Origin of the sequence: Pseudomonas citronellolis (genome assembly GCF_900112375.1) — a bacterium.
GTDB classification, from domain to species: domain Bacteria; phylum Pseudomonadota; class Gammaproteobacteria; order Pseudomonadales; family Pseudomonadaceae; genus Pseudomonas; species Pseudomonas citronellolis.
This window is the reverse complement of sequence record NZ_FOLS01000004.1, coordinates 114,069-126,347: the sequence shown is the minus strand read 5'-3', so window position 1 is coordinate 126,347 and position 12,279 is coordinate 114,069. Positions and strand designations below refer to the sequence as shown.

At 69.2% G+C, this 12,279-nt stretch carries 10 protein-coding genes; 8 read left to right on the top strand and 2 right to left on the bottom strand.

Going from position 1 to position 12,279, the window contains the following annotated elements; genetic code table 11:
* Positions 1–138 precede the first annotated feature (138 nt).
* Together gabT and BM060_RS05615 are read left to right on the top strand one after the other, a co-directional pair.
* Positions 139–1,419, top strand: a complete 1,281-nt coding sequence (gene gabT / locus BM060_RS05620) for a 4-aminobutyrate--2-oxoglutarate transaminase (protein ID WP_074978060.1) — start codon at positions 139–141, stop codon at positions 1,417–1,419.
* 223 nt (positions 1,420–1,642) lie between these two features.
* A complete protein-coding gene (locus BM060_RS05615) occupies positions 1,643–2,872 on the top strand; it encodes an HDOD domain-containing protein (RefSeq protein ID WP_074978058.1) in 1,230 nt (409 codons plus the stop codon).
* A gap of 375 nt (positions 2,873–3,247) precedes the next feature.
* On the opposite strand, the gene argH is transcribed toward BM060_RS05615, so the two are convergent.
* Entirely contained in the window at positions 3,248–4,642 is a 1,395-nt protein-coding gene (gene argH / locus BM060_RS05610) for an argininosuccinate lyase (protein ID WP_074978056.1), read from the bottom strand.
* A gap of 231 nt (positions 4,643–4,873) precedes the next feature.
* Here argH and BM060_RS05605 point away from each other — a divergent pair, with 231 nt between their 5' ends.
* The 6 genes from BM060_RS05605 to BM060_RS05580 all read left to right on the top strand — a co-directional run bounded on the left by BM060_RS05605 (position 4,874) and on the right by BM060_RS05580 (position 11,045).
* Positions 4,874–5,944: a sensor histidine kinase gene (locus BM060_RS05605; RefSeq protein ID WP_009615041.1), complete on the top strand. Its 1,071-nt coding sequence runs from the start codon at positions 4,874–4,876 to the stop codon at positions 5,942–5,944.
* A gap of 4 nt (positions 5,945–5,948) precedes the next feature.
* Positions 5,949–6,695: an alginate biosynthesis regulator AlgR gene (gene algR / locus BM060_RS05600; protein ID WP_074978054.1), complete on the top strand. Its 747-nt coding sequence runs from the start codon at positions 5,949–5,951 to the stop codon at positions 6,693–6,695.
* Positions 6,696–6,969: 274 nt separating this feature from the next.
* Positions 6,970–7,911: a hydroxymethylbilane synthase gene (gene hemC / locus BM060_RS05595; RefSeq protein ID WP_074978052.1), complete on the top strand. Its 942-nt coding sequence runs from the start codon at positions 6,970–6,972 to the stop codon at positions 7,909–7,911.
* Complete coding sequence (locus BM060_RS05590) at positions 7,908–8,672, top strand: uroporphyrinogen-III synthase (protein WP_074978050.1); 765 nt, start codon at positions 7,908–7,910, stop codon at positions 8,670–8,672. Before hemC ends, BM060_RS05590 begins: the two co-directional genes overlap by 4 nt.
* A gap of 22 nt (positions 8,673–8,694) precedes the next feature.
* Positions 8,695–9,810 carry a uroporphyrinogen-III C-methyltransferase gene (locus BM060_RS05585; protein ID WP_074978048.1) on the top strand — a complete coding sequence of 372 codons (1,116 nt, stop codon included), beginning with the start codon at positions 8,695–8,697 and terminating at the stop codon, positions 9,808–9,810.
* Positions 9,807–11,045, top strand: coding sequence for a heme biosynthesis HemY N-terminal domain-containing protein (locus BM060_RS05580; protein WP_074978045.1), 1,239 nt, complete (start codon positions 9,807–9,809; stop codon positions 11,043–11,045). Before BM060_RS05585 ends, BM060_RS05580 begins: the two co-directional genes overlap by 4 nt.
* 62 nt (positions 11,046–11,107) lie before the next feature.
* Here BM060_RS05580 and BM060_RS05575 read toward each other — a convergent pair whose 3' ends face one another.
* Positions 11,108–12,196, bottom strand: a complete 1,089-nt coding sequence (locus BM060_RS05575; RefSeq protein WP_074978041.1) for a PQQ-dependent sugar dehydrogenase — start codon at positions 12,194–12,196, stop codon at positions 11,108–11,110.
* Positions 12,197–12,279: the final 83 nt, after the last annotated feature.

Sequence of the window (12,279 nt, the reverse complement as noted above, 5' to 3'; positions counted from 1 at the left end):
TTCCGGTGGTGGCACCGGACAACCCACCCGGCGGGCCGCAAGTGCCGCGACAGTCGATCATCGTATGCTGTCGCGAGTGGCTTCTCCCCGTCTTCATCCTTTGACCCGGCCGACCGATGAGCGGCCACTGAGGAAGCTATGAGCAAAACCAACGAATCCCTGCTGCAACGCCGTCAGGCCGCCGTTCCGCGCGGCGTGGGCCAGATCCACCCGGTCGTCGCCGAGCGCGCCGAGAACGCCACCGTGTGGGACGTCGAAGGCCGCGAGTACATCGACTTCGCCGGCGGCATTGCCGTTCTGAACACCGGCCACCTGCACCCGAAAGTGGTCGCCGCCGTTCAGGAGCAACTGACCAAGCTGTCCCACACCTGCTTCCAGGTGCTGGCCTACGAGCCCTACATCGAGCTGGCCGAAGAGATCGCCAAGCGCGTGCCGGGCAACTTCCCGAAGAAGACCCTGCTGGTCACCTCCGGCTCCGAAGCGGTCGAGAACGCCGTGAAGATCGCCCGTGCCGCCACCGGCCGCGCCGGCGTGATCGCCTTCACCGGCGCCTACCACGGCCGCACCATGATGACCCTGGGTCTGACCGGCAAGGTGGTTCCGTACTCCGCCGGCATGGGCCTGATGCCGGGCGGCATCTTCCGCGCGCTGGCTCCGTGCGAACTGCACGGCGTGAGCGAAGACGAGTCGATCGCCAGCATCGAGCGCATCTTCAAGAACGACGCCCAGCCGCGTGACATCGCCGCCATCATCATCGAGCCGGTACAGGGCGAGGGTGGCTTCTACGTCAACTCCAAGCCGTTCATGCAGCGCCTGCGCGCCCTGTGCGACGAGCACGGCATCCTGCTGATCGCCGACGAAGTGCAGACCGGCGCCGGCCGTACCGGCACCTTCTTCGCCACCGAGCAGTTGGGCATCGTCCCGGACCTGACCACCTTCGCCAAGTCCGTCGGCGGCGGCTTCCCGATCTCCGGCGTCGTCGGCAAGGCCGAGATCATGGACGCCATCGCCCCCGGTGGCCTGGGCGGCACCTACGCCGGCAGCCCGATCGCCTGCGCCGCGGCCCTGGCCGTGCTGAAGGTGTTCGACGAAGAGAAACTGCTGGAGCGTTCGCAAGCCGTTGGCGAAACCCTGAAGGCCGGCCTGCGCGAGATCCAGGCCAAGCACAAGGTGATCGGCGACGTCCGTGGCCTGGGTTCGATGGTCGCCATCGAGCTGTTCGAAGGCGGCGACGTGAACAAGCCGGCGGCCGAGCTGGTCAGCAAGATCGTCGTGCGTGCTCGCGAGAAGGGCCTGATCCTGCTCTCCTGCGGCACCTACTACAACGTGATCCGCTTCCTGATGCCGGTAACCATCCCGGATGCCCAGCTGAAGCAAGGCCTGGCCATCCTGGCCGAGTGCTTCGACGAACTGGCCTGATCGGCTCGTTCGGCAGTACCGGAAGAGGCCCGCGCAAGCGGGCCTTTTCTTTTTCCGGGGTTCCGCTCCGGCTGCGTCGTCGTGACGCATCTACCCCCTTGGTCGTATCGGAGAGCGCCGCCGCATCAGCTATCCTGTCCTGCGCGCGATGTCGTCCGGGCCGCCCTCTGGCAGGCGCCTTGCGACTCGGTTAAGGTGCGCGCGCACCTGCGAGAGGATCTCCATGACAGCACTCAGCGCCGCGCCGACCGTTCTGGTCGCCGCCGCCGACCCCTGGAACCGCGAACTGCTTGGCCAACTGGTGCTGAGCGTGCGTTGCGACGCGGCCATCGAATACTGCGAGGACGGTGACCAGGCCATCGATGCCTGCCGCTTGCGCGCCTTCGCCCTGGTGCTGGCCGAGCAGGAACTGGCCGGCACCGACGGCATCGACCTGCTCCGCCACCTGCGCCGCAGCCGCCGCGGGGCAAGCGCGCCGGACTTCATCCTGATCAGCGCTAAGGCCGATGGAGCCAGCGTGCGCGCGGTGCTGCCGCTGGCGCCCAGCGCCTACCTGGTCAAGCCGTTCAATGCCGAGGACCTGCGCCAGCGCCTGCGCAGCCTGCTGCTGGAGCCGGGGCAGGAAGTCAGTTGCGCCGTGCCCCGGGAGCCCACCGGCAGCCTGGCCGAGTTCCTCGCCGAGGCTCGTGATGCCGCCGAGGGCGCGCCCCTGCTGGCGGAGGTCGGCGAATCGGCGAGCCGCTGCCTGAACTGCGAAGGGGTCAGCCTGGAGCAGATGGAAGAAGAGTTCGGCCGCGATCCGCAGATCACCGCCTGCCTGATCGCCGCGGCCAACAGCGCCGCGCGGCACGTCGGCATGCCCTGCCTGACCCTCGCCCAGGCGCTGGCCCGCCTCGGCCTGGCCCAGGCCTGCAACCTGGTGCTGGGGCTCAGTCTGGAGCATGCCGCGCAGCTTGCGGAGCCACGCCTGAAGGAGCGCGCCGCGGCGTTCTGGGCGCTTTCCCAGCGCACCGCGGATGCCGCCCAGGCCCTGGCCGAGAGCCTCGACATCGACGCGCCGCGCTGCTACACCGCCGGCCTGCTGCATTGCCTGGGCGACCTCGCGGTGCTGCGCACCCTGGAGGAGTGGTGCCGGCGCGGCGGAGCGCTGGATGACCAGGAGATCGACGACAGCCTCAAGGCCTTCGGCGCCAGCTTCGGCTCCACGCTGCGCGCGCGCTGGCGCCTGCCGCTGGAGCTGCGCGGGCTGGTCGCCGCGTGCTACGGCATGGGCAGCGGGGTGTTCTCGCGCAAGGCGCTGGTGCTCAACCTGGCGGCCAGGGCGGCACGTTTGCCGGCTTCCCAGGCTGGGCAGTTGAAGGAAGAGAAGGCGCTGCGGATGCTTGGATTGGGGCCGGTGGAATTGCAGTTGCTGCAGAAGTTCTGTGGGGCTGAGGAGCCAAGCGCTTCGTAGGATCAAGCGTTTCCGGCTGCGCGAGGTGCTCTTCGTAGGAGCGAGCTTGCTCGCGAATGAGTCCCGCAGCGGAGTGTGTTCGCGAGCAAGCTCGCTCCTACGGGAAGCCGTGCCCGCCGGTTATGGTGGGAGCGACTGTGCCGAAGCGACCTTCGTAGGAGCGGAACTTTTCCGCGATAGCCGGACGTTCCGGCGCGATTCGCGGATGAGATCCGCTCCTACGCTGCCCCACCCACGCCATTCCCCTGTAGGAGCGCGCCCTGCGCGCGAAATCGCGGGCAGGGCCCCGCAAGGCATGGACCGCACGCGGACAATAAAAAACGCCGCTTCCCCTCACGGGAAGCGGCGTTCCTTTGTGGCTGACGCGCTAACGCCTCAACGCTTGGCCAGCAGCTCCCGGCCGCGCGCCACGGCGGCGCGGACCTGGGCGGGGGCGGTGCCGCCGATGTGGTCGCGGGCGTTCACCGAGCCTTCCAGAGTCAGCACGGCGAAAACGTCGTCGTCGATCTGGTCGCTGAACTTGCGCAGTTCTTCCAGGCTCATCTCGGCCAGGTCCTTGCCGCTGTCCACGCCGTATTTCACCGCGTGGCCGACGATCTCGTGGCAGTCGCGGAAGGGCAGGCCCTTGCGCACCAGGTAGTCAGCGAGGTCGGTGGCGGTGGAGAAGCCGCGGCGGGCCGCCTCGCGCATGATCTCGCGCTTGGGCTTGATCGCCGGGACCATGTCGGCGAAGGCGCGCAGGCTGTCGCGCAGGGTGTCGGCGGCGTCGAACAGCGGTTCCTTGTCTTCCTGGTTGTCCTTGTTGTACGCCAGCGGCTGGCCCTTCATCAGCGTCAGCAGGCCGGTGAGGTGGCCGAACACGCGGCCGGACTTGCCGCGCACCAGTTCCGGCACGTCGGGGTTCTTCTTCTGCGGCATGATCGAGGAGCCGGTGCAGAAGCGGTCGGGCAGGTCGATGAACTGGAACTGCGCGCTGGTCCACAGCACCAGCTCCTCGGAGAAGCGCGACAGGTGCATCATCGCCAGGGAGGCGGCGGCGCAGAACTCGATGGCGAAGTCACGGTCGGACACGCCGTCCAGCGAGTTGCCGGAGATCGCTTCGAATCCCAGCAGTTCGCAGGTGATTTCCCGCTGGATCGGATAGGTGGTGCCGGCCAGCGCGGCGCTGCCCAGGGGCATGCGGTTGACGCGCTTGCGGCAGTCCACCAGGCGCTCGTAGTCGCGGCTGAGCATCTCGAACCAGGCCAGCAGGTGGTGGCCGAAGGTCACCGGCTGGGCGGTCTGCAGGTGGGTGAAGCCGGGCATGATGGTGTCGGCTTCCGCCTCGGCCAGGCCCAGCAGGCCCTGCTGCAGGCGGGTGATCTCTTTGATGATGATGTCGATCTCGTCGCGCAGCCACAGGCGGATGTCGGTGGCCACCTGGTCGTTGCGCGAACGGCCGGTGTGCAGCTTCTTGCCGGTGATGCCGATGCGGTCGGTCAGGCGCGCCTCGATGTTCATGTGCACGTCTTCCAGGTCGACGCGCCAGTCGAAGCTGCCGGCCTCGATCTCGGCCTGGATCTGCTTCAGGCCGTCGATGATGGCGTCGCGCTCGGCGTCGGTCAGCACGCCGGCCTTGGCCAGCATGGTCGCGTGGGCGATGGAACCCATGATGTCGTGGCGGTAGAGGCGCTTGTCGAAGTCGACGGAGGCGGTGAAGCGGGCGACGAAGGCGTCGACGGGCTCGCTGAAGCGGCCGCCCCAGGACTGGTTGGTCTTCTCTACGCTCATGGATCTCTCTCGCGGAAACGGGCAGGCGCGTTCGCTGCCTGCAGGAAGGGCAAAGTCCGACGATAATAGCAGGCTGAAGGTCAAAAACGGCGTGTGCTGCGACGGGTGTGGCGGGGGAAGGATCAGGGGCGCCCCGCCCGGGCGCGGCGCAGTCGACATTTCGGTGCTCGAATTCGCCCGGCAGGCTACGAGCCGCTTGCCGAGGCGTGGAGGCTTGCGGAAACTTCGTCGATGCCAAACCAAGCCAAGACCGGCGACCAGCCGGCAACCCAAGACGATTTCTTCATTCCCGAACTGTGCCAGAGCGAAGCGCTGTTCAGCCTGGTCCTGCTGGCCGAGCTGCTGGTGCTGGTACTGGTGCTGGCCGAGCCGATGACGCCCAGTTTCAACTGGGTGCGCCTGGCCCTGGCCTCGCTGTTCGTGCAGTGGATAGTGCTGCTCTCGGCCGGCCTGCTGTGCCGCCTGCGGCCGTTGCTGGCGCGCTGGCCGGCGTGGGGCGCGGGGCTGGCCAGCTGCCTGCTGGTGGTGCTGCTGACCCTCGGCTGCACCGCGGTGGCCGACTATTACGCCCTGGGCGGGCCGCTGTCGATCAAGGGCGAGGTCAACCTGTACCTGCGCCATGCCTTGATCGCCCTCATCATGTCGGCCTTGTTGCTACGCTACTTTTATCTGCAGAGCCAATGGCGCAGGCAGGAACAGGCCGAGTTGCGCGCGCGCATCGAATCGTTGCAGGCGCGCATCCGTCCGCACTTCCTGTTCAACAGCCTGAACAGCATCGCCAGCCTGATCGAGCTGGACCCGGGCAAGGCCGAGCAGGCGGTGCTGAACCTGTCGGACCTGTTCCGCGCCAGCCTGGCCAAGCCGGGGACTTTAATTTCCTGGGGGGAGGAACTGGAGTTGGCCAGGCGCTATCTTTCCATAGAGCAGTATCGCCTGGGCGACCGGCTGCAACTGGATTGGCAGGTGAGCGGCGTGCCCGATGGCGTGCCCATCCCGCAGCTGACCCTGCAGCCACTGCTGGAGAATTCATTGATCTACGGTATCCAGCCGCGCATCGAAGGCGGCCTGGTGAAGGTTGAGGCGGACTATCGTGACGGTGTGTTCCAGCTGTGTGTGAGCAACCCGTACGACGAGTCGACGCAGACGCTGCCCACGAAGGGGACCAAGCAGGCGCTGCAGAATATCGCAGCGCGAATTGCGGCACTTTTCGGGCCAAAAGCGAGTCTCAGCGTCGAACGCCGTGACGGACGGCACTACACCTGTCTACGCTATCCATGTGCGCGTCTCATGCAGGAAGCCTGAGCTTATGAATGTCCTGATCGTCGATGACGAACCCCTGGCGCGTGAGCGCCTGGCCCGACTGGTGGGGCAACTGGACGGCTACCGCGTCCTCGAACCCTCCGCCAGCAACGGCGAAGAAGCGCTGGCGCTGATCGACAGCCTGAAGCCGGATATCGTCCTGCTGGATATCCGCATGCCCGGCCTGGACGGGCTCCAGGTCGCCGCCAAGCTGTGCGAGCGCGAAGCCCCCCCGGCGGTGATCTTCTGCACCGCCCATGATGAATTCGCCCTGGAGGCCTTCCAGGTCAGCGCGGTCGGCTATCTGGTCAAGCCGGTGCGCGCCGAGGACCTGGCCGAGGCCCTGAAGAAGGCCTCCAGGCCCAACCGCATCCAGCTGGCGGCGCTGACCAAGCCGCCGGCCGCCGGTGGCCCCGGCCCGCGCAGCCACATCAGCGCGCGGACGCGCAAGGGCATCGAGCTGATCCCCCTGGAGGACGTGATCTTCTTCATCGCCGACCACAAGTACGTGACCCTGCGCCACGCCGGCGGCGAGGTGCTGCTGGACGAGCCGCTGAAGGCCCTGGAGGACGAGTTCGGCGAGCGCTTCGTGCGCATCCACCGCAACGCCCTGGTCTCGCGCGAGCGCATCGAGCGCCTGCAGCGCACCCCGCTGGGGCATTTTCAGCTTTACCTCAAGGGCCTGGACGGCGACGCCCTGACCGTGAGCCGACGCCACGTCGCCGGCGTGCGCCGGTTGATGCATAACCTTTGAGGGCGGCAGGCTGCAGGCTATAGGCGGCAGGCTAAGAGCATGCGGCGTAGGCGGCGGCTCTGCGGGCTTTTCGTAGGAGCGAGCTTGCTCGCGAACCGCATGGCACCGCGTTTGTTCGCGAGCAAGCTCGCTCCTACGAGAGGCCGGGCCTTGCCCTTGCGGTAGGCTCACCCGCCCAGGGCGGGGCCGAAAGCCTGCTTTGGCGTCGCAGGGGGGAAAGCCTGGGCGCCGAAGCCTGTTATCATCCCCGGCAGTCCTTTGTCCGGAATTGCCCATGTCGTCCCGCGAAATCCGAATCGCCACCCGTCAGAGCGCTTTGGCCCTGTGGCAGGCCGAGTACGTCAAGACCCGCCTGGAGCAGGCCCATCCCGGCCTGCGCGTGAGCCTGCTGCCGATGACCAGCCGCGGCGACAAGCTGCTCGATGCGCCGCTGGCGAAGATCGGCGGCAAGGGCCTGTTCGTCAAGGAACTGGAGACCGCCCTGCTGGAAGGCGCGGCCGACATCGCCGTGCACTCCATGAAGGACGTGCCCATGGACTTCCCCGAAGGCCTGGGCCTGTACTGCATCTGCGAGCGCGAAGACCCGCGCGACGCCTTCGTCTCCAACACCTACGCCAGCCTCGCCGAGCTGCCCGCCGGCAGCGTGGTCGGCACCTCCAGCCTGCGCCGCCAGGCGCAGCTGCTGGCCAGCCGCCCGGACCTGCAGATCCGCTTCCTGCGCGGCAACGTCAACACCCGCCTGGCCAAGCTCGACGCCGGCGAGTACGACGCCATTATCCTCGCCGCCGCCGGCCTGATCCGCCTCGGCTTCGAGGCGCGCATCCGCTCCAGCATCGGCGTCGAGGACAGCCTGCCGGCCGGCGGCCAGGGCGCCGTCGGCATCGAATGCCGCAGCGCCGATAGCGAGATTCACGCGCTGCTGGCGCCGCTGCACCACGCCGACACCGCGCTGCGGGTGACCGCCGAGCGCGCGCTGAACAAGCGCCTCAACGGCGGCTGCCAGGTGCCCATCGCCTGCTACGCCGTGCGCGAGGGCGAGCAGCTGTGGCTGCGCGGCCTGGTCGGCCAGCCCGACGGCTCGCAACTGCTGCGCGCCGAAGCCCGCGCGCCCCTGGCCGAGGCCGAGGCGCTGGGCGTGAAGGTCGCCGAAGACCTGCTGGAACAAGGCGCGGCCGACATCCTTGCCGCCGTCTATGGCGAGGCCGGCCCGCAGTGAGCCACTGGCGCCTGCTGCTGACGCGGCCGCAGGACGAGTGCGCGGCCTTGGCCGCCAGCCTCGCCGAGCACGGCGTGGCCAGCGCCAGCCTGCCGCTGCTGGCCATCGAGCCCCTGGACGAAACCCCCGAGCAGCGCAGCCTGCTGCTCGACCTGGACCGCTACTGCGCCGTGGTGGTGGTCAGCAAGCCCGCCGCGCGCCTGGGCGTGGAGCGCATCGACCGCTACTGGCCGCAACCGCCGGCGCGCCAGGATTGGTTCGCGGTCGGCGCGGCCACTGCGGCTATCCTCGATGACTACGGTCTGCGCGTGCACCATCCGGAGAACGGCGACGACAGCGAAGCACTGCTGGCGCTGCCGGCCTTGGCGCAGGCCCTTCAGGTGCCGGGGCCGCGGGTGCTGATCCTGCGTGGTGAAGGTGGCCGAGAATTCCTCGCCGAACGCCTGCGCGGCCAAGGTGTGGTAGTGGATTATCTGGAACTCTACCGTCGCGTCCTGCCGGCCTACCCGGCGGGCGAGCTGGCGCGGCGGGTGCGCGACGAAGCACTGAACGGCCTGGTCGTGAGCAGCGGCCAGGGCCTGGAACACCTGCTGTGCGTGGCCGGGGAGGACTGGCCGCAACTGGCCGGGCTACCCTTGTTCGTGCCCAGCCCGCGGGTCGCCGAACTGGCCCGGGACGCCGGTGCGCGACGCGTGATCGATTGCCGCGGGGCGAATGCCGCGGCCTTGCTGGAGGCGCTCAGGGGCGCCGACGAAGAATAATTTCCGAGCGAAGGATGGACCTGTGAGCGAAGCCGTCACTCCCCAAGACACCCCGCAAGATACCCCCGTCGAGCCGACCCCGCCCGCTCCGGCCCGGTCCGGCAACGGCCTGGCCCTGCTCGCCCTGCTGGTCGGCGTCGCCGGCCTCGGCGTTGGTGGCTGGGGGCTGTGGCAGACGCAGCAGCTGCAGGCCCGCGACCAGGCCCGCGCGCAACAGCTGGAAGAAACCCGCGGCGAGGCGCAGAGCCTGCTCAACCACAACAGCGCGCTGGACAAGCGCCTGGACGCGCTGCCCAGCGCCGACGAGCTGGAGGCCCGCCGGCGCCTGGTGGTCGAACTGCAGGGCGACCAGCAGCAACTGGCCCAGCAGTTCAAGCAGGTTCTCGGGCAGAGCCGCCAGCAATGGCGCCTGGCCGAGGCCGAGCACCTGATGCGCCTCGCCTCGCTGCGCCTCTCCGCATTGCAGGACATCGACAGCGCCACCCAGCTGGTGCAGGGCGCCGACGACATCCTCCGCGCGCAGAACGACCCGGGCGCCTTCGCCGCCCGCGCGCAACTCGCCAAGAGCCTCGAAACCCTGCGCAGCCTGCCGCAGCCGGACCGCACCGGGCTGTTCCTGCAACTCGGCGCGCTGCGCGAGCAGGCCGCCCAGCTGCAACCGCTGGAGCCGAGCTTCAAGGAAGGCCCGGGCAAGGCCTCGGCCACCGCCTGGGGCGACGGCAGCAGCACCCTGGACCAGTGGTGGGAACGCATCTCGCGCTACGTGCGCATCGACTTCAACGCCGGCCAGGACGTGCGCCCGCTGCTCTCCGGGCAACAGCTGACGCGTGTGCGCCTGGCCCTCAGCCTGGCCCTGGAGCAGGCGCAGTGGGCCGCGCTCAACGGGCGTCAGGAAGTCTACGAACAGGCCCTGAAGCAGGCCCGGCAGATCCTCGGCGACTTCTTCAACGCCGACCTCGCCGACAGCCGCGCCCTGGGCCTGCGCATCGACGAACTGGCGCAGCAGCCGGTGGCCGTGCAGGCGCCCGACCTGAGCCCGGCGCTGGGCGCCCTGCAGGCCTACGTGGTGCGCCGCGACCAGGCCGCCCTCGACCAGCAGCAGGCGCCCGCCGCGCCCCAGGCGGAGGGTAGCCAATGAGCCGCGTCTACCTGCTGGTCCTGGCCCTGGTGGTGGCCGCTACCCTGGTCGGCCTGGCCATCGCCGAGCAGTCGGGCTACGTGCTGATCGCCTATAAGAGCTTCCGCTACGAATCCAGCCTGTGGACCTTCCTCGCCCTGCTGGCGCTGGTCTGGCTGCTGTACCTGGCCATCCGCCTGGCGCTGCGCCTGCTCGGCGTGTCCGGGCGGGTGGTCAACCCCTGGTCGCGCTTCAACCGCCGCCGCCGCGCCGAAATGGCCGAGGAACACGGCCAGCGCGACCTCGCCGAAGGCCACTGGGCCCCGGCCCTGCGCCACCTGCGGCGCGCCGCCGAACTGAACGAGCACAGCCTGTCCAGCTACCTGGGCGCGGCCCGCGCGGCCAACGAGCTGGGGCGCTTCGACGAGTGCGACCAGTTGCTCGACCGCGCCCTCGAACGCCAGCCCGGCACGGAGCTGGCCGTGGGCCTGACGCGCGCGCAACTGCTGATCAACCGTGGCGCCTTCGAGCCGGCCCGCGCGGTGCTGGTGAAACTGCACGAGGAACACCCGCGCCACCCCACGGTGCTGCGCCTGCTCCAGCAGCTCTACGTCAGCCTGCAGGACTGGCGGCCGCTGCTGGCCCTGCTGCCGGAACTGCGCAAGGAGCGCGTGCTGGAGAACGCCCAGCTCAGCGACCTGGAGCGCCGCGCCTGGATCGCCGCCCTGGAAGTCGCCGGCGAGCAGGGCGTGGGGCAGGGCGAGACGGCCCTGCAGCCGCTCACCCAGACCTGGCAGAACCTGCCCGCCAACCTGCGCGCCCAGCCGCTGCTGGTCGCCGCCTATGCCCAGCAACTGCTGCGCCTGGGCGCGCCCGAGGAGGCGGAGAAGGTCCTGCGCCAGGCCCTCAAGGAAGGCTACGACGAGCGCCTGATGCTGCTCTACGGCAAGGCCCGCGGCGGCGACCCGGCGCGCCAGCTGCAGAACGCCGAGGCCTGGCTGAAGAAGTACCCCGACGACCCCGTGCTGCTCCTGTCCCTGGGCCGCCTGTGCCTGGCCGACAAGCTCTGGGGCAAGGCCCGCGACTACCTGGAGGCCAGCCTGGCCCGCCAGCACAGCGCCGAGACCTGCGCCGAGCTTGCGCGCCTGCTGGCGCACCTGGGGGAGACCGAGCGCAGCAACAGGCTGTTCCAGGAAGGCCTCGGCCTGTTCGGCGCGCCCGTAGGCAGTGCAGTCCAGCTGCCTGCGAAAGCGTAAGACGGTTCGGATGAAACGCGGCGCCCTCGGGCGCCGCTTTCGTTTTGGCTGACGGCTTTCGCCTACTTGCCGACGTAGCGGATGCGGTAGATCGCCCCGGCCATGTCGTCGCTCACCAGCAGCGAACCGTCCGCGGCCACCAGCACGTCGGCGGGGCGTCCCAGCACTTCCTCGCCGGGCTGCAGCCAGCCCTCGGCGAACAGGCTCTGGCGTTTCAGCGAGCCGTCCGCGTTCAGCTCGACGCGCACCACCCGGTAGCCGACCTTGCGGCTGCGGTTCCACGAGCCATGCTCGGCGATGAAGACGTTGCCGCGGTACTCGGCGGGGAACTGCTCGCCGCTGTAGAAACGCATGCCCAGCGCCGCCACGTGGGCACCGAGGCCGGCCACCGGCGCGACGAAGGCCGAGCAGGGGCGCTGGGCGAACTCCGGGTCGGCGATGTTCCCGGCGTGGCAGTCCGGGTAGCCGAAGTCGTCGCCGGCCTTGCTCACGCGGTTCAGTTCGTCATCGGGCTGGTCGTCGCCGAGCAGGTCGCGGCCGTTGTCGGTGAACCACAGCCGGCCCCGGGCATCCCAGTCGAAGCCCACGGTGTTGCGCACGCCATAGGCCACCACCTCGCGCTGGCTGCCGTCCGGCTGCATGCGTTGCAGGTTGGCGTAGCGCTCGCGGTCCGGGCGGCAGATGTTGCAGGGCGCGCCCACCGGCACGTAGAGCTTGCCGTCGGGGCCGAAGGCGATGAACTTCCAGCCGTGGTGCGTCTCGCCGGGGAACTGCGGCGGCAGTTCCTCGGGTTCTGGCTGCGCATCCAGGTGCGTCTCGATGTCGCGCAGCACGTAGAGGCGGCTGACAGCCGAGACGTACAGATCGCCCTGGTGGAAGGCCACGCCGCTGGGCATCTTCAGGCCGCTGGCGATCACCCGCGGGCGCTGTTCGCCGGGGCGCAGGGCGTACACCTTGCCGGCCTCGCGGCTGCCGACGAAGAGCGTGCCCTCGCTGCCCAGGGCCATGGCGCGGGCGTTGGGGACCTGGTCGCTGAGCACCTCGATGCGGAACCCTTCGGGCACCTTGAGCCGCTCCACGACCGAAGCGGCGAATGCGCCGGGGAGGGGGACGAACAGCAGCGCGGCGAGTAGGATCAGCTGTCGACGCATGGTAGGAATTCCCTGATGGCTGTCCGGCCCAGTCTAGCCCGCAGCCTTGAAAGGCCCGCGGAATTTCCTCTACCGTAGCGGCC

What these genes read in the sequence shown, in the direction of transcription:
- gabT (WP_074978060.1), top strand. Translation starts at nt 139, where the DNA reads ATGAGCAAAACCAACGAATCCCTGCTGCAACGCCGTCAGGCCGCCGTT.
- BM060_RS05615 (WP_074978058.1), top strand. Translation starts at nt 1,643, where the DNA reads ATGACAGCACTCAGCGCCGCGCCGACCGTTCTGGTCGCCGCCGCCGAC.
- argH (WP_074978056.1), bottom strand. Translation starts at nt 4,642, where the DNA reads ATGAGCGTAGAGAAGACCAACCAGTCCTGGGGCGGCCGCTTCAGCGAG.
- BM060_RS05605 (WP_009615041.1), top strand. Translation starts at nt 4,874, where the DNA reads ATGCCAAACCAAGCCAAGACCGGCGACCAGCCGGCAACCCAAGACGAT.
- algR (WP_074978054.1), top strand. Translation starts at nt 5,949, where the DNA reads ATGAATGTCCTGATCGTCGATGACGAACCCCTGGCGCGTGAGCGCCTG.
- hemC (WP_074978052.1), top strand. Translation starts at nt 6,970, where the DNA reads ATGTCGTCCCGCGAAATCCGAATCGCCACCCGTCAGAGCGCTTTGGCC.
- BM060_RS05580 (WP_074978045.1), top strand. Translation starts at nt 9,807, where the DNA reads ATGAGCCGCGTCTACCTGCTGGTCCTGGCCCTGGTGGTGGCCGCTACC.
- BM060_RS05575 (WP_074978041.1), bottom strand. Translation starts at nt 12,196, where the DNA reads ATGCGTCGACAGCTGATCCTACTCGCCGCGCTGCTGTTCGTCCCCCTC.